The following is a 16464-nucleotide window of genomic DNA, read 5'->3' on the forward strand; positions in this document are numbered from 1 at the left end:
CCCCACTTTCTCAAAAGCCTCTACTCGTGAGAATAAATTCTGCGATCGCTAAATCTTGGGGAGTGGTTACTTTTAAATTTGTCTCTTCTCCCTCGACAATTCGCACTTCAATGCCACACCTTTCAAATAAAGCGGCGTCGTCAGTTACTTCCCAACCTTGACGAACACCTTCAGCGTGGCACTGTTTCAACAACTTGACATCAAATCCTTGGGGAGTTTGTGCCGCCCATAGTTGTCGTCTGTCGGGTGTTTGTTGAATTATGCCTTGTTCATCGACAACTTTGATGGTGTCTTTGACCGGTACACCAGCAATTAAACCGGGACAGTGGCGAATGGCTTCGGCACAAGAATTAAATAAATTTGGTGTGGCTAGGCATCTAGCGCCATCGTGAATCAATACTTGCTCTGCGGCTACTGGCAGGGATTGCAAGCCATTGTAAACAGATTCTTGGCGGGTGGAGCCACCTTGAATCAATTCGACTGGTTTAGTCAGCTTCAGATCGGCGAGAATTTTCTTGAAGTCTGGCCAATCGATAGGTTGAGAAATAATCCCGATCCAACTGATTGTACTGGCGGCTTCTGCGGCTAATAAAGTCCAGGCAATAATTGGTTGCGATCGCACCTTCAGCAGGAGTTTATTGCGGTTACTCCCCATTCTTTTTCCGATTCCCGCAGCTGGAATTAGTAAATACACAGAATTCCTCAATCTTTAAGCTATATATTTTCCCCTAAAATAGGGAGCGAGTAAGCGTCAATAAATATTATGCGAGTAGTAGCCCTTGTACCTGGCGGAATTGGCGACCAAATTCTCTTCTTTCCGACTCTAGATGACCTGAAGCGCCATTACCCTAACGCTCAGATAGATGTTGTTGTTGAACCAGGGTCAAAGGCTGCCTACCGAGTGAGCAAGTCAGTTCACGAGGTACTAGCCTTTGATTTTAATGACCGTAACAGTCTGGCGGATTGGGGGAATTTGGTCGGCAACATTCGCGATCGCGAATACGATGTTGCCATTGCTGTTAAGCAAAATTGGTTGATGGGTCTTTTTCTCTGGTTGACAGGAATTACCACACGCATTGGCTACCAAGGCAAAGGAGCGGGTTTTCTTACCCATGCTGTGCCGTTCAAACCATCTCAGTATGCGGCAGCATTATACCACGACTTGTTGCAACCATTAACCATAAAAACCCCTGTCCCAGAATTAGCAGTAAATGTGCCAAAAACAGATATTGACTGGGCAGAAAACGAACAAAAACGCTTAGGGGTGAATGAAACAGGCTATATCTTGATTAATGGCGGTTCTGGCCAGTTATCCCAAGCTAAAGAACTGGATAAAATCTACCCTGTCGAGAAATGGCATCAAATTATTCAAAACTTCCAAGATAAGCAACCCGATCTGCCTGTGGTAGTCATTAAGGGATTTGGCGATGAACAGTTTGTGCGATCGCTTCTGGGGTCTTCTCCAGATATCAAGGTAACTGCGCCAAGCGATATTGGTAAGTTAACTGCCATAATTGCCGGGGCAAATTTGATGTTGTCTACTGATAGTGCGGCACTACAACTAAGTGTTGCAGTCCAAACTTATACCATTGCCCTATTTGGGCCTACTGATCCAGTTAAGTTGTTGCCAAAATACGATAAATTCTTAGCCATTGAATCCCCTACGGGAAAAACGGCGGATATTTCACCAAACGCAGTTTTAGAGAAAATTTGGGGTGGCTAAACTAGCAGTTTGCCTCAATTTCTCCAATCAACCTATTGGATATCCAATATAGTTATGCGTTTGTTGAATGACCGCAAAACCTGGATGTGACAGCTAGATTTTGCGGTTATTCAGTATTTAAAGAAGAATACAAAAGTCAGAATTCAGAATTCAGACACTCTCTACAAGACACTGCTCTATCTACCAGTCGCCCAGAATTCAGTATGAATTCTGGCTCCTGACTCCTGAATTCTTTCTTCTTAAAATATCCCAAAAAAAGCATCATCTAATTCATAACCCAGCATTTGGGCCATAGACTTTAGCCGCGATAGACTGGGGATGTCTTGCTGTTTAAGCCAATCACCTAAAATAAAGATTTTGTGCATCAAAAATATTTCTAAGGCTTCAGGATTGTATTGAATGCCTTCTTGGGAACTAAACTGATGTGGTACAAGCATGGCGGCATAACGAGCGAATTCCCCAGCTTTCCAATCTAGTAAAAATGGCAACCAAGGATATTTAGCATCTAGGCGCACAAACCACAGGCGCACTTCTGGAATTTCTGAGAGTTCCCGTGGATCGCCAGCTTCGAGATCGTAATTGATATCAAAGCGTAGCTGCTGTTCATGGGATTCGACTCCCTCTTGCAGCATTTGTTCAATCACCGTTGACGCAGGAGATATATCCAGATTGTTAATCAGGTCATTATTGAGTGCGATCGCAATTGTCTTTGACTCAGCAGCCACTTTCTTTTTGCTCAACTTTAGGATCGACAATCTACAGTAGCAGCTTTCAGGGCTTGACGCTAGATTGACCCTTACTAGCACAAAGTTTTTTTTACTAAGCAATTAGTATTTAGTGATACTAATTCTTCCTAAGTTTGCATTTTATACTTACTCTTCATCCGATTTAAATAGTATGCCATGAGCATCACACTACTTAGGAAAGGCAATGCCTGCCCCAAAGTGGACATTTACAGCAATTTTAAGTTAAAGTTGTAATGAGTTTGTTTTAGATTAAGGTCTGACAAAGTAGCCATCAACAAGCAAGAAATAGGTCATTATTTATCCTCACCTGTTACTTCCGCAGCATCACAAGCCAAAACATAAGTACAGGTAGAACAATGGTATGCAATATTATTGCATATATTAAATAACCAATAAAAATTGAAGTGGGAAAATTCCCCCAACAGTTAAGAAGCTGTAATATGCAAAAACAAACAATTTCTACAAAACCAATTCGTTCTTTAGAAGATGCGTTAGATCGGTGTCAAATACTTGGTATGCGCGTTAGTCGTCAGCGTCGCTTTATTCTGGAACTACTTTGGCAAGCAAATGAACACCTTGCTGCAAGAGAGATTTACGATCGCTTGAACCAACAAGGCAAAGAAATCGGTCATACTTCTGTTTATCAAAATTTAGAAGCATTATCAAGTCAAGGCATTATTGAATGTATTGAACGCTGTGATGGGCGTTTATACGGCAATATTAGTGACTCTCACAGTCATATAAATTGTGTGGATACAAATCAAATTCTTGATGTTCATGTAGAACTACCAGAAGATTTGATCCGCAAAATTGAAGAAGAAACAGGAGTGCGGATTACTGACTACAGTATTAACTTTTTTGGCTATCGTAATCCGCCAGAGGGTTAGGAGTAGGAGGCAGGGGGCAGGGGGCAGAGGGGAAAATTCTGCTCCTATATACATACACTTCCCTATTCCCTATTCCCTATTCCCTATTCCCTATTCCCTATTCCCTATTCCCTATTCCCTATTCCACAATAGAATTATTGCCAAAAACTGTTTCATCATCGGACTCATCATCATATAAATCTATTTGTAAATTTCCGCCTTCGCAGCTTTCAATTAGTCCGATCGCAGGGGTCTTGTTTCCATTAACATCTATATTTGGTGTGATTATTACGGTGTTTAAAAAGGGCTGTTGCGAGCGCAAATGTTTCAGCTTTTGAAACGACTCTTTGGAGAACAAGCCACCATTATCGTTGGCTAATTTTTTGTCAGCCTCAACCAGGATGGCATCAAATAAACAGGCGTTGGTAAAATTGACAGAGTTTAGATTTATCCCCATAAGGTTTGCCTGTTGGAGGTTTGCGCCTGTAAAGTTTGCCTGTTGAAGGTTTGCACCTGCGAGATTTGCGCCTGCGAGGTTTGCATCTGCGAGGTTCACCTGTTGTAAATTGGCTCCAGCTAAATTCGCCCCTGTTAACTCCGCATTGGATAAGTTTGTTTGCTCAAGATTTACCCCAGTTAACACCACTTGCGATAAAGATGTTCCCGATAAATTGAGTCCAGCCAAAGATTTAATTCGGGTTGCGAAGGCATTTTTATGCAAAACCGTTGTCTTAGCAATTAGCATACTCAGCGCCTCTGGATTGAATTCTGTTAAATTCGCTGGATTCCCACAAGGACAAAAAGGAACTTTTGTTTCTCTATAGCAAGCACAAAGCAATAAAAACACATTCAATCCCACCGCAGCATTCACCTGTTCAACATTCACTGGGTTTTGCAGTGCATGAAAATGAGTTAAAGCGTTGTGTGCTATCCCTTCATCTAACCAACGTCCTTGACAGTAAGCACGCCAGAAAGACAAAAGACGTTGAAATAAAACTTCAAAGGAAAATTTGTGCTTTTGCTGGCGGCGTAATCCTGCAATTGCCAGTTCTTCAAGTTCTTGGCTCAGTATCCCGTAACCTAGTAAATTATAAATATGTTGGGCTACGCTACTGGGAGAATCAAGCAAAAAAGCGGAAGTGCCGTAAGCCTCATCTTGGTACTGAGTCAGAATTTTAAGTTGGGCAGCAATAGCATCTGCACAAAGAAATTCTCCTAATTTGATATAGGAAAACTCAATTAAACTACTTTTTGCAGCGCTTTTGCTTGAGCTTTCTAAATCCCGAATTTTAAAGTAAAACCCTGGTAGAGTATTAAATTCGCCAACCAAATTAATTTGATGACGTTGTGAGTGTAAAATTTTGAGAGCGATCGCTTGCATCTGCTCAAGTAAATCTTGGGGATGATGCCCAGCAAGTAAATTAGCGATCGCTTCTGGACTTCGGTGGATATGAGCCGATCCTGAACGCAGTAGCATCGTCTTGATTCCACCAATTAGCGGATAGCCCAATAACCATCGACTCAGGCGATAGTGAATTTCCCATAACAGAGAGGAATTTTGGGTATTAGTAGCTAACTGCAATAGTTCATCATCCAGCAATCCGTCGCGGTGCAAAATGCCCAATAAATGCAGCATTAGGGGTTGACGGACAAGGACAGATAATTCTTTTAACTTTGAGTGGCTGGCAAATAACCCTGCCTGTTTTAACAATGTAAATAAATTTTGAGCGATCGCCAACGATTGCACTTTTGCCCATTGCTGAAACCATTGTTTGAATTCGTCTACATCTAACGGCTGAATATTAATTCGTTTCAACAATAGCGGTAGTTCTGGGGCGATTTCTGGTAATGTCGTTGAGCGACTTGTCAATACAATTTTGTGTCGCTGCTGAGATTGAAAGTTGAGCAACTGCTGAATAAAAATTGCTTGTGCCCTTGTACCCTGATGAGAACGGGGTAGTTCATCTAAACCATCTAGCAGCAATAGACAAGGGAGATTTTCTTGCTCTAACCAAGTTGCAAGATTAACAGGAAAGGCAGAATTTAGGGTTTCGATTAAAGTTTTACCGTATTTTACATCTCGCAGCCTAATTAATATAGGCATCCAAGTAGGGTAGAATTCTTGTGCTATCTGTGCTGCCCAAAGTTGGCAAAAACTAGTTTTTCCATAACCAGGTTCCGACTCAATCACAGCGATCGTTTCTAAATCAGTTAGCTGTTGCTGCGCCCATGTCTTTAAATCAACTGGTTTAAGAGTTTTTTTATCAAGCTGAGAAATAGTTTCCTCCATTGGTAAGCCTTTTTGTGGCACATAGATATCCTTAAGGGCAAAGGATTCCATCAGCAAAGGCAGACTAAGATTTTGAATCAAACTTGCACGATAATGTTCACGGTGCAAATCAATTTTCTCACCGACTGTAGAACCAACTTCGGGGGCGCTCAAACTGGGAGATAATGAAATCCCCAAACGGAAGAATTTTTGCAGTTGGGCTAGAGGTGCAGCATTCTCGGTAACGACTACCAGTAAGTAGCCAGGAAGCGAGTTAAGCAAACGCTGTGTTAAGAGTTTAGCTTCAGGTTCCTCTGCACCATTGGCAACAAACCAAGCGATCGCAGCGTTATTGATTTGTTGTACCAGTAAAGAATCTGCAACCAAAGATAGTGCTTGTTCAGCTTGAGTGTCAGTCAATTTACCTGGACTGAGAGTTTTCAGCAATCCTTGCAGTTGCGGATCTTGGAGAGTGAGTTTACCCACTTCCTCTTTAAGTATGTGTGGTTGAATGGGTATACTTGCCCGATCTAACCACGGTTTTTGCAGCCTTCCTTCCTGCTCTAGAATTGCTTGCAAAGCTTGGAGATAGGCAATTTGAAACGCTAGCCATGTACCTTCGTTGCGTTTTAATGGTTTTTTTTGGCTGAGGCTACGCAATAGGTTTTCTGTCAACTCTGAAATCACACTGATTTCTTCCCAAACAATGCCTAAAGGCAGTTCTAAAACCTCTACTAAGGTACAGATATCAAAAGGTATGAGGCTTTTGACTTCCATATCCTGAACAATCCGGTAGGCAATACCTGCCAATTGCCCCGCCGAAAATTCTTTGATTTGATTGATTGCAATATAGCGTTCTGCCAACCAGTGCCGAATACTCAAGTTCATTTAATTACACAGTGACTGCTGTTTATGGCAATTATGATCGATTTATCAGTTGGCGAAAACAGGCGACAATGGGGAAAACAAACTTTTGTATCAAAGCTGTTTTCTGATTGGTCAAAACATTGCTTGTGTAATTGAGTAGACTATGAGCGATCGCCCTCTAAAATTATTGTTAATCGACCAAGACCCGATTTTTCGTCTGGGATTACGGGTAGCTTTGGAAGCAATTCCTAATCTGGAAGCGATCGCAGCAGTAGAAACTGACACTGCTGCCTTGCAAATTTTAGCAGAAATTGCCCAAGAAGACCCTAATCAGTTAAATTTGGTGGTTTTGGAATTTGGTAATGGTCGCTCCATCACCAGTCAACAGCTAGGTTTACAATTCTGTCGGCAACTCAGAGCCTTATATCCAAACCTGCCGATTTTGCTCCTCAGTTCTGTGCAAGAACAAGGATTACTATTAGCTGCCAAATCTGTTGGTATTAATGGCTACTGCCCCAAGGGTACACCACTTCCTGAGTTAGTCGTCGCCATACAAGAAGTTGCCGATGGTGGTTCCTATTGGTTCCAGAACACAGAAGCAATAATCACTCCTAACAGTACAGACGCAATTAATCGCGTCTCTCCCTATTCCTCAGTCCCTTTTTCTAAACTACGAAATAATTTACGTTTGTCAGGAATTGCTAACATTGACGTTACCTTAACCGCAGTAACAGCACAATTAAAAGTCCCCGGACTACCAGTACTAGATCGAGCAATTTTAGCTGGACAAAGGCGAGAACTGCTAGCGGCTCGTTGGTTGCTAAATCGGTTGCTAGTTTCATCACAAGAAAAGCAAGACGAACATACCCCCATTGCTGATGAGTTGCCTCTGACTTCTTCATTAAGTAGTGCCATTCGACAAAGACCAACTGTGTCACCTTTGCTTAGTCCAGGAACACTACAATCTGCCTTGTTTGCAGATTGTGTTACTAAACTTCAATTTTCTTTACGAAATGTCACAGATATACCTTTAGAAATTGATATATTTCGTGAGGATAAAAAACGGGAATTACTTTATATTATTCTGCAAAAATTGGCTGAACAGTTAGATGAACTGCGTGCTTCTCAAATAGAGGCAAATCAATTATATGAAGTAAAAAATACTTTAATACGCGACTTATGGCAAGCAGGAATTACAGAGTTTTTTGGAAAATTTAATCGAATACAAATAGGAAATAAGAATATAGAAATTGTTAATCTGTTACTGCAAAATGCAGAAGTTGTGCAAAGAGATATTCTCAATAAAATACCGCTAGTTTGTGAGCTGTATTCTTATCTAATATTTCAAACACAATTAAATATTGATAATACTTCATATCCAGTAGTGAGTGCTGAATCGAAGTTTCAAGCATTAATGATTGTCGAGAACTTGTTGATTCAGGTAGCGAATGGGGTAGTGCAACCACTGCTCAATTATTTAGCAGATGTAGAAGCGATTAAACAAAATTTTTATGGACAACAATTAATTTCCACAAGAGAAATTGAAAGATTTAGAAATGATTTATCGTGGAAATATCGGTTAAATAATTATATAAATGAGCCAAAAGCAGTTTTTGAAAGTCGGTATGAGCTATTTGTAATTGCGCCTCGTGGCATTGCCAATACTTTAGTTTATGCCCCTCGAAACCAGGAATTAGTCAAACTTTCCAATATTCCTTTAATAGTGACATTAATCTTAGAATTTAGTGATGCGATCGCACCACGTTTAAAATCATTATTAGCTGTTGTAGGTAGTGGTATAGTCTTCATTCTTACCCAAATAATTGGTAAAGGTTTAGGTTTAATCGGTCGTGGTATTCTTCAAGGGATTGGTAGTGCTTCGTTAATAGAAAAGAATTTTAGACGAAATAGCGATCGATTCAAGTGAAGAAGTAGAGGAGCAGGGGAAGAAGAATTATTGATTAATGCCCAATGACAAATGACAAATGACAAATGATTTTATAGGGCTAGCAATTTCTTATGTTTACGCAACTAGTTTGCTTGTCATAGGCGAGGGGCTGCGTAGGCTGTTTGGTGTAAAGCCAGATTTGACCCGCAAAGTAATTCATATTGGTGCAGGGATGTGGGTTTTTGGTGTCCTGCTGCTGTTTAAACACTGGGAAATCGGAATTATACCTTTTGCGACCTTTATCGGGCTTAACTACTTGTTTTACCGCTACCGAGTTGTTGGCGCAATGGATACCCAGGATAGCTCACCTGGAACAGTTTATTTCGCTATCTCAGTGACGCTGCTTTTTGGGCTACTGTGGCGACCAAATGGGCCAGTAGATAGCGTTGCGATCGCAGTAGCTGGGATAATGGCAATGACTTGGGGTGATGCACTAGCAGCATTAATCGGTAGGCGCTTTGGGCAGCATAAATACCAAGTGGGAAACTCTGTGCGTTCTTGGGAAGGTTCGGCTGCAATGTTTGTGGCGAGTACAGTGGTGATTTTCTTGGTGCTGTTGCTGCTACCTGGTTCATCCCTAAGTCCCCTAGGAACACCCTTAAATTTAGAGTCGGCATTGTTGACGGCGGTAGTAACTGCTACTTTCGCCACCTTAGCAGAGGCAGTCTCACCCCACGGTACAGATAACCTCAGCGTGCCTTTAGTAGCGGCAGGAGTGGTATGGGTTTTGATGCAGGGCTTTTAAACCAACTTTCAAGTTAAAAGGTTCAACGTTCGAGTTCAGAGGCTCAACGTCCGAGTTAAAAGGTTCAACGTCCGAGTTAAAAGGTTCAACGTCCGAGTTAAAAGGTTCAACGTCCGAGTTAAAAGGCTCAACGTCCGAGTTAAAAGGCTCAACGTCCGAGTTAAAAGGCTCAACGTCCGAGTTCAGAGGCTCAACGTCCGAGTTAAAAGGTTCAACGTCCGAGTTAAAAGGCTCAACGTCCGAGTTCAGAGGCTCAATTCCAAACTTTTAACTCCCCAGTCTCCACCCAGGGCTATTTCGTTCTAGAAATAAACCGCCCAGAACTAAAGTTCCAGGCTAATAGCCCAAGTCCACTAAAGTGGACTAAAAGCCTTTCTAGTCGTCTTTAGACGACTTTTGCTATTAGCCTCAGAATTTATTCTGAGGTGGGCTAGATAACAATGAAATAGCTCTGACTCCCCATTCACAAATTCCAATTGCGGCGGAAATGGAAAAAGCCTTCCAAAAACTCTTGTAAAGCAATATTGCTATTTAACTTTTGTTTACTCCACTCTGTTGCAGTTTGTTCCAGAATTTCTGAAAAACTAGGATAGACAGGAGATAAATTTGCTAAATCTTTGATTTTAATTTTTTGTGACATTGCTAAGGCAATCAAATTAATTAATTCTCCAGCTTCAGCCCCTAATATCGAAGCTCCCAAAATTTCACCGTTGCCTAGCACAATGATTTTACAGATACCAGTGGTTTCATCCCGAAGCTGGGCTGCTGCCACTGTTTTAAAATACTGCCGCAAAACTAAAACTTCTTTTCGACCAAATTGGCGTTTTGCCTGAGCCTCTGTCAAGCCCACTTGCGCCAGCATCGGCACAGAAAACATCGCCCAAGGAATAGAGCGATAATCTACTTTTAACCTGGGGAAAAAGATGGCATTATTCAGGGCAATTTTTGCTTCATAATTAGCGATATTGGCAAAGTCGTAACCACCAATTACATCACCACAAGCGTAAATACGGTGATTAGTGGTTTGCAATTTATCATTCACTACTAAGCTACGCCGATGCCATTTCACACCTACCGTTGCCAAATTTAGGGATTCAATACTTGGCTGTTGTCCAGTCGCTACTAAAATTTCATCAGTTTCAATAGCCTTATCTCCCGCTTGAATCCACTTTTTATCCTCAATTAGCCTTACCTGAGTCACCGATTTTTCGGTGAGGACGCGTACACCTTCGACTTCCAACTGTGCCTGAAGCAGTATGGCTATCTCAAAGTCAAGATGGGGTAGAAGATATGGATGCTTAACTACTAGCGTTACACTGCAACCAAGCCGCGCTAAAATTTGAGCGATTTCAATACTTTGGGGAATTCCGCCGATAATTACCCAATTTTTCGGTAATATCTCTCTTTTTAAGGATTGCCAAATATTAGAAAGGGTTAAATAGCCAGTGGCTTGCAATCCTTCAATCTCTGGAATTTCTGGACGCGAACCACTAGCTAGCAAATAAGTACGGGCGCGTAGTAGGCGATTGTTAATGGCAAAAGCCAGTTGGGGTGAAGATTGAAATTGACCACTGCCAACGATGACATCGACTCCCTGCGCGGCTAGGATAGCCGGGGAATGCTGTTCTTTGAGATTTGAGGCGACGCATTGAGCATACAGCATCGCTTCTTGCCATGCCATCGATATGTGGCATTCTTCTGAGGTATCAGTGTGTCTGGCATGAATACCAAAACCAGAGGCATCATTCAACTTCTGCGCCAGTTTACCGATTTCGGCAAGAGCATGGTGATGAGTAAACCCATAGTCTACTTTAGGTTCCACCAGGGCAACTGTAGCATTTAGTTGGGTTGCAGCAAGAGCAGCGTGGTATCCAGCAAGACTGCCGCCAATAATTACGACATCGTAGTCAATAGTCATTTGTCATTTGTCATTTTTCATTGGGCATTGGGCATGGGGAATGGGGCATGGGGCATTGGGCATGGCTGAAGAATCAATAAATAGTTCTTCTTCCCCTGCTCCCTCTGCCTCCTCTGCCCCCCCTGCCTCCTCTGCTCCCCCTGCCTCCCCTACTCCCCACTCAGCGCTGTTAGTAAGCGTTGGTTATCAAACTCTTCACGTACAGCAACCCGGAAAAAGCGATCGCCTAGTTCTTGAAAGCTGAGGCAATCGCGGATTAAAATCTGGTGATGCTTGAGTAATTGTTGCTGTAACTGCGAAGTTGATTTTTGAGACTCAACCAGTAAAAAGTTAGCAGCACTTGCATGGGGTTGCAATCCTGGTATTTCAGCCAAACCCTGAAAGAGTTGGTTTCGTGCAGGTGGTAGCCATGCCCAGGTTTGCTGTTGAAACTCTGTATCCTGGAGTGCAGCAATTGCCGCTGCTGCCGCGAGGGTGTTTACAGGCCAGGGGTCACGCCATAACTGCCATTTAGCTAGACAATCCGGGTGTGCGATCGCATATCCTAATCGCAGTCCTGGGAGACTGTAAAATTTGGTTAGCGATCGCAATACTACTAAATTTGCATATTCCTGTACCACCGGAATCAGGCTTTGTTCCTCATTGGGTGGCACAAAATCCATAAATGCTTCATCCACCACCACCAAAGCATATTGCTCCAGGTAAGGCAAAATAGACTCCCGCGAAAATAGTTTTCCGGTTGGGTTATGGGGATTATTCAGCAATAGTCCTTTGTCCTTTGTCCTTTGTCCTTTGTCGTTTACTAATACTTCTCTACGAGAGGCTGTGCCAACGGCTTGGCTCAGTACAAGTGACCAATGACCAGTGACTAATGACAAAGGACACTCCAGCACTTTAGCGTTGTACGCTGCCAAGGTTCGGTAGTAATCGCCAAAGGCTGGAGTGATTAAAATTGTCGCGGCTAATTGAGCTAATTCCCTACCTATCAAAGTGAGTAATTCTGCGGAGCCGTTACCCGGCAGAATCCACTCAGGAGGCAATTGATGGAAGTGACTGAGAGCTAGTCTCAGTTCACTATAATTTGGGTCTGGATAGTGCTTAAGATTACCAATTTGGGACAGTATAGCAGCGATCGCGCTATTAGGAGGCCCCAATGGACTGATGCTAGCAGAAAAATCCAGAATAGCGTCAGGGGGACAGCCAGCCAGTGCTGCTGCCCAGGCTAAATTTCCCCCGTGTGCAGGTTGCCGCATTGAAAAAGGGTTCCCGAAGACAGAACCTATGCTTTTGGGGGTGCTACCTTTTCTCTAAACAGTTTTCCTGCCGAGAAGGCAGGAACCCTCGTAGCTGGAATTTCCATTTTTTCATTTGTTTTCGGGTTGCGACCTTCGCGGGCTTTACGTTCCCGTGATTCAAAAGAGCCAAATCCTACCAACGTTACCTTATCACCAGAGGAAACTGCTTCAATAATCGTTTCCAAAGCGGCAGTTAAAACTGCATCCGCTTGTTTCTTGGTAACACTAGCCTTTTCAGCTACGGCATCAACTAATTCACCTTTGTTCATGTCAAACTCCTGAAGGTTTACTTGAGATTTTTTACGGATGCGTTTTAGTGCATTTGTACTGAAATCTCTGTTCGCGGAAATACAAAAATCATCCTTTGGGAGTATTTTTACTCAAAACGGCTGTACATCCCATCGGCTCGACTTTTCAATGAATCATTCTAAGGCGTTGTAGCCTGATGTGGATAGATGAAACCATTAATTTATATAGATTTCAGGATGTTTTGTAATATTAGGGTAATTATTCCACTAAAAACCACCCCAAAAGTAGGAAATAATACTTAGTAAATCCCGCGTAGGCGTGGCCGCCGCAGGCATCGCTAAGAAAACAGGGGAGTAGGGAGGTGAGAGATGGTTAGCATTTGTTGGGATTAATTACCGATGTTGAAGAATTATTGCTGATATTAAGCAATTTTTATGGAAATCGAAGCCTCAGATTCCCGATTTATCTAAAAAGTCGGGGGTTTTGTCTCGTTCCCAGCCTCCGACTGGGAATGCTGTCCTTGGGGCTGCCGCCTCCCTTGCTGGCGGCAGAGCCGCAATTGAAGTGCATTTCCAGCCCAGAGGCTGGAAACGAGATTTGAAAAGGTTTTCAGCTTACAGCAATTTGAGATTAAACCAGCCACAAATATCCTAGACTTGAAAAATGTAAAAAAGAAGATTATTAAGAAATGGCAGCATATTCAACGTCTGGGCTAATTTCTACAATCGCTTCACCTTGTCGCAGGTGTTCTAAAGCATCTGGAAATGTAGCCGTAAGAATCTGCCGGAGGTTACGATTTGTGACGTTGCCACAAGTTATCCAAAGGATTTGTGGAGGTGTCCCTAACCGACAAGCCAAATCAACAAAATCACTATCTTTTGTCATAATCACTGCCAAAGCCTCACGGGCACAAACAAAGATTTCTACATCTTGAGCATCTCGCAAGCCCAAATCTTTTAAAGATGTAGCACTGACTCCAAAGGTGCTGGTTAGCCAAACTGCCAAGGTTGGAGGTAGTTGAGCATCTATCCAGATATTCATGCAGTCAATCGAGGAAAGTCTGTGCGCCGCGCTGCAAATAACAGACAGGCTTGGATGTCTTCTGGTTCTAAATCAGGAAAATCCTCTAAAATTTCGGCTGAACTCACATTTTCAGCCAGCATCTCTAAAATATCACTTACACGGATTCGCATTCCTCTAATACAGGGGCGACCTCCGCATTGCCCAGTATTTTGCGTAATTCGACTCATTAGGCTAGCTTTATTCATGGTTTTACTGTTTACCACCAGAAATTTTTTGTTGCACCCAAGCCCGAAAAGCACAGGTAGTAGCAATTTCCCCATTTTTCTTCGCTTCTTGGATAAATCGAGGAATCTCCTTCACTAACACGGTTTGAGTTTTCGTGTGGCATTTGTGGGGTCATAATTTCTATCGTTCCATTGTCATAAGCAAATCGGGAATTACGTTCTGAACCCATTTCAGCCAGCATGGTTTTAAATGTCTGCCAGCTGATGTTGTGGAGTAAAACCCTGTTTTCTGCGGATGTTGTTGCCACCATAGTTCAGTTCTCCGCAACAAACTTTTTCGAGTACTGTACCCCTTAATATTACTGTTAAGGCTGAACGTAAGAAAGCGATATGATCGAAACAACTACTAGGGGTGATAGATTATGACTCAAGCCATACCAAAACTAGTAACCTTTGAAGATTTTGCAGCGTGGCGACCCGAAGGTGGAAGATATGAATTACATGATGGAGTGATTGTTGAAATGGCACAACCAGTAGGAGACCATGAGGATGTTGTTGGGTTTTTGGTTGAAAAAATTGCTGTTGAGTACGTTCGTAATGGTCTACCTTATACAATCCCCAAAACTGCGCTGATAAAACCAACTAATTCGGAATCTGGTTACTCCCCAGATGTGCTATTACTCAATCGCCCTAATTTAATAAATGAGCCGTTATGGAAAAAAGAATCAACTGTAAGCCTTGCAGCATCAATTCCCTTAGTAGTTGAGGTAGTTAGTACCAACTGGGATGATGACTATTACACAAAACAGGGTAAGTATGAGGGTATTGGAATTCCTGAATACTGGGTTGTAGATTATCTCGGTCTAGGCGCTAAAAAGTTCACTGGCAACCCTAAACAGCCTACTATATCGATTTATCAATTAATCGATGGTGAATACCAAGTTACTCAATTTAGAGGCACTGAGCGCATCGTCTCGCCTACTTTTCCAGAATTGAATTTAACAGCCGAACAGATTTTTCAAGCTGGAGGTATACCAACATAACTACAACCATAGTTGCTGTTTTACACTATTAAATAATCTCAGTTAAAGAGGCGTAAGTATGAAAATTAAAGAACAACTTATCGAAGAAATCGAATCAGCACCAGATGCACTTTTGACTGAAACACTTAATTTTTTACGTTTTTTGAAAACAAAGCAAAACCAAGTGCAACACACAACATAAAGTAGAGTTTGCTAGTCAGACTACTGTTAATTCCACAGGAAACTCACTTCTAGAACATTTGAAAACTATAGGTACTTGGGAAGGTGATGACTTAGAGGAGTGTCTGAAGCTAGTAATTGCTAGCCGTGGTCAAGCAGAGTTTAATGAAGATAATCCTTTTGAATAATGTACCTAATCGATACAAATCACTGTAGTCTAGCTATTTTAGGTAATCTCAATATATTAAATCGCCTTGTTGAGGTTGAAAACAGTCTAGTTTCAACTTGTGTCATTGTGCAGGGAGAATTAATAGATATGGCAACACGTTCTCAAAGGCAACAAAGTAATTTAACATTAGTACAAAATTTTATTAGAGGTATTTATATTTACAATATTGATTAGCAAACTGCTAATACTTATGGTCAACTAAAAGCTGCTTTATTCAATCAATTTGCACCAAAAGAAAAAAGCAAGCGCAGAAGAACTAAAATAACTGATTTAGGTTTTGGTGAAAATGACTTATGGATTGCTTCTATTGCTCTGCAACAGAATCTCACCATTGTCTCAGCCGATAGCGACTTTCAGCGTATTCAACAAGTCACAACATTATCTGTTGAATCTTGGCTGACAATCTGAAAACTCATATTTTTTTAAATCTTTTTATTAGGATATTAGAACTGAAATTCACACACCAAATGTTTTACCAAATTCGTTGTATGTTGAGTACAAAACCAAGTAAAATATTTTCCCCAGAAATAGTTTGAGGAAATTTTAAAACTTCTACATCTTGTCCTGGACGATAAATTTCTACTTCCTGTTTTTTCCGGTTAATCAACCAACCTAGACGACAACCATTTTCGATATACTCTTGCATCTTATTCTGAGTTTTTTTCAAGCTGTCATTAGGCGAAAGTATCTCAATTACAAAATCAGGACATAAGGGAATAAATTTTTCTTTTTGTTCTTTAGTCAAAGCATCCCAACGAGATTTTTCCACCCAAGAAACATCTGGAGAACGGTCAGCCCCTGAAGGTAAAGTAAATCCAGTTGATGAATCAAAAACTTCGCCCAATTGATTTTGGTCGTTCCAGAACCATATTTGAGCGTTAATAGTAGAATTACTTTTTCCTGTTTCTCCTCCCGTAGGTGGCATTATAATCAACTCTCCTTGGGCATTGCGTTCTAATTTTAAATCGGGGTTTTCTTTACACAATTCATAAAACTGTTCTCTTGTCAGTTTAATTATAGAATTGAGGTTTAATGTAAGTGCTGTCATAAGACTATTTACCGTTTTTGTTAGCTGATTGGGCTACAAATCTATATCTATATATTCCAAGGGCTTTCTCGGCAATTATACCAACACCATCTGTTGCGCTTAGTAACACCCC

At 41.7% G+C, this 16464-nt stretch carries 16 protein-coding genes and 1 pseudogene; 7 read left to right on the top strand and 10 right to left on the bottom strand.

Going from position 1 to position 16464, the window contains the following annotated elements:
* Nucleotides 1-10: 10 nt before the first annotated feature.
* The gene (ispD, locus tag ANSO36C_RS05630) at nt 11-694 is read right to left on the bottom strand and encodes a 2-C-methyl-D-erythritol 4-phosphate cytidylyltransferase (protein WP_251958739.1); all 684 of its coding nucleotides are present in this window, start codon (nt 692-694) and stop codon (nt 11-13) included.
* A gap of 69 nt (nt 695-763) precedes the next feature.
* Here ispD and ANSO36C_RS05635 point away from each other — a divergent pair, with 69 nt between their 5' ends.
* Nucleotides 764-1723 carry a glycosyltransferase family 9 protein gene (locus ANSO36C_RS05635; RefSeq protein WP_251958740.1) on the top strand — a complete coding sequence of 320 codons (960 nt, stop codon included), beginning with the start codon at nt 764-766 and terminating at the stop codon, nt 1721-1723.
* Nucleotides 1724-1962: 239 nt separating this feature from the next.
* Here ANSO36C_RS05635 and ANSO36C_RS05640 read toward each other — a convergent pair whose 3' ends face one another.
* On the bottom strand, nt 1963-2448 hold the full coding sequence (locus ANSO36C_RS05640; protein ID WP_251958741.1) for a CRR6 family NdhI maturation factor: 486 nt from the start codon (nt 2446-2448) through the stop codon (nt 1963-1965).
* A gap of 461 nt (nt 2449-2909) precedes the next feature.
* Between ANSO36C_RS05640 and ANSO36C_RS05645 the strand changes: the two genes are divergently transcribed.
* Complete coding sequence (locus tag ANSO36C_RS05645; protein WP_190941871.1) at nt 2910-3356, top strand: Fur family transcriptional regulator; 447 nt, start codon at nt 2910-2912, stop codon at nt 3354-3356.
* Between the two features lie 118 nt (nt 3357-3474).
* Here the strand turns inward: ANSO36C_RS05645 and ANSO36C_RS05650 are convergent, their stop codons facing one another.
* Nucleotides 3475-6492: a pentapeptide repeat-containing protein gene (locus tag ANSO36C_RS05650; protein ID WP_251958742.1), complete on the bottom strand. Its 3018-nt coding sequence runs from the start codon at nt 6490-6492 to the stop codon at nt 3475-3477.
* A gap of 142 nt (nt 6493-6634) precedes the next feature.
* On the opposite strand from ANSO36C_RS05650, the gene ANSO36C_RS05655 reads away from it, so the two are divergent.
* Together ANSO36C_RS05655 and ANSO36C_RS05660 are read left to right on the top strand one after the other, a co-directional pair.
* Nucleotides 6635-8398 carry a DUF3685 domain-containing protein gene (locus tag ANSO36C_RS05655; protein ID WP_251958743.1) on the top strand — a complete coding sequence of 588 codons (1764 nt, stop codon included), beginning with the start codon at nt 6635-6637 and terminating at the stop codon, nt 8396-8398.
* A gap of 58 nt (nt 8399-8456) precedes the next feature.
* Nucleotides 8457-9164 (top strand): diacylglycerol/polyprenol kinase family protein, encoded by a 708-nt coding sequence (locus tag ANSO36C_RS05660; RefSeq protein WP_251958744.1) that lies wholly within the window; start codon nt 8457-8459, stop codon nt 9162-9164.
* A 463-nt stretch (nt 9165-9627) separates the two neighbouring features.
* On the opposite strand, the gene ANSO36C_RS05665 is transcribed toward ANSO36C_RS05660, so the two are convergent.
* The 6 genes and pseudogenes from ANSO36C_RS05665 to ANSO36C_RS05690 form a co-directional block, all read right to left on the bottom strand.
* Nucleotides 9628-11082, bottom strand: a complete 1455-nt coding sequence (locus tag ANSO36C_RS05665) for a dihydrolipoyl dehydrogenase family protein (RefSeq protein WP_251958745.1) — start codon at nt 11080-11082, stop codon at nt 9628-9630.
* 149 nt (nt 11083-11231) lie between these two features.
* Nucleotides 11232-12335 (bottom strand): threonine-phosphate decarboxylase CobD, encoded by a 1104-nt coding sequence (gene cobD, locus ANSO36C_RS05670; RefSeq protein ID WP_251958746.1) that lies wholly within the window; start codon nt 12333-12335, stop codon nt 11232-11234.
* A 26-nt stretch (nt 12336-12361) separates the two neighbouring features.
* Nucleotides 12362-12646 carry an HU family DNA-binding protein gene (locus ANSO36C_RS05675; protein ID WP_010998076.1) on the bottom strand — a complete coding sequence of 95 codons (285 nt, stop codon included), beginning with the start codon at nt 12644-12646 and terminating at the stop codon, nt 12362-12364.
* 661 nt (nt 12647-13307) lie between these two features.
* Nucleotides 13308-13667, bottom strand: a complete 360-nt coding sequence (locus tag ANSO36C_RS05680; RefSeq protein WP_251958747.1) for a DUF5615 family PIN-like protein — start codon at nt 13665-13667, stop codon at nt 13308-13310.
* Nucleotides 13664-13894 (bottom strand): DUF433 domain-containing protein, encoded by a 231-nt coding sequence (locus tag ANSO36C_RS05685; RefSeq protein WP_251958748.1) that lies wholly within the window; start codon nt 13892-13894, stop codon nt 13664-13666. The genes ANSO36C_RS05680 and ANSO36C_RS05685 overlap by 4 nt, the downstream gene beginning before the upstream one ends.
* A gap of 110 nt (nt 13895-14004) precedes the next feature.
* A pseudogene (locus ANSO36C_RS05690) lies at nt 14005-14184 on the bottom strand (Uma2 family endonuclease); the annotation flags it as partial.
* 111 nt (nt 14185-14295) lie between these two features.
* Here ANSO36C_RS05690 and ANSO36C_RS05695 point away from each other — a divergent pair.
* The 3 genes from ANSO36C_RS05695 (at nt 14296) to ANSO36C_RS34160 (ending at nt 15712) form a co-directional block, all read left to right on the top strand.
* A complete protein-coding gene (locus ANSO36C_RS05695; protein WP_251958749.1) occupies nt 14296-14916 on the top strand; it encodes a Uma2 family endonuclease in 621 nt (206 codons plus the stop codon).
* 58 nt (nt 14917-14974) lie between these two features.
* Nucleotides 14975-15097, top strand: coding sequence for a hypothetical protein (locus ANSO36C_RS34155; RefSeq protein WP_323374566.1), 123 nt, complete (start codon nt 14975-14977; stop codon nt 15095-15097).
* A 504-nt stretch (nt 15098-15601) separates the two neighbouring features.
* Nucleotides 15602-15712, top strand: a complete 111-nt coding sequence (locus ANSO36C_RS34160; RefSeq protein ID WP_323374597.1) for a PIN domain-containing protein — start codon at nt 15602-15604, stop codon at nt 15710-15712.
* Between the two features lie 64 nt (nt 15713-15776).
* On the opposite strand, the gene ANSO36C_RS05705 is transcribed toward ANSO36C_RS34160, so the two are convergent.
* Nucleotides 15777-16352 carry a Uma2 family endonuclease gene (locus ANSO36C_RS05705; RefSeq protein WP_251958750.1) on the bottom strand — a complete coding sequence of 192 codons (576 nt, stop codon included), beginning with the start codon at nt 16350-16352 and terminating at the stop codon, nt 15777-15779.
* Nucleotides 16353-16464 lie beyond the last annotated feature (112 nt).

The organism is Nostoc cf. commune SO-36, assembly GCF_023734775.1.
In the GTDB taxonomy this organism is placed as follows: domain Bacteria; phylum Cyanobacteriota; class Cyanobacteriia; order Cyanobacteriales; family Nostocaceae; genus Nostoc; species Nostoc commune_A.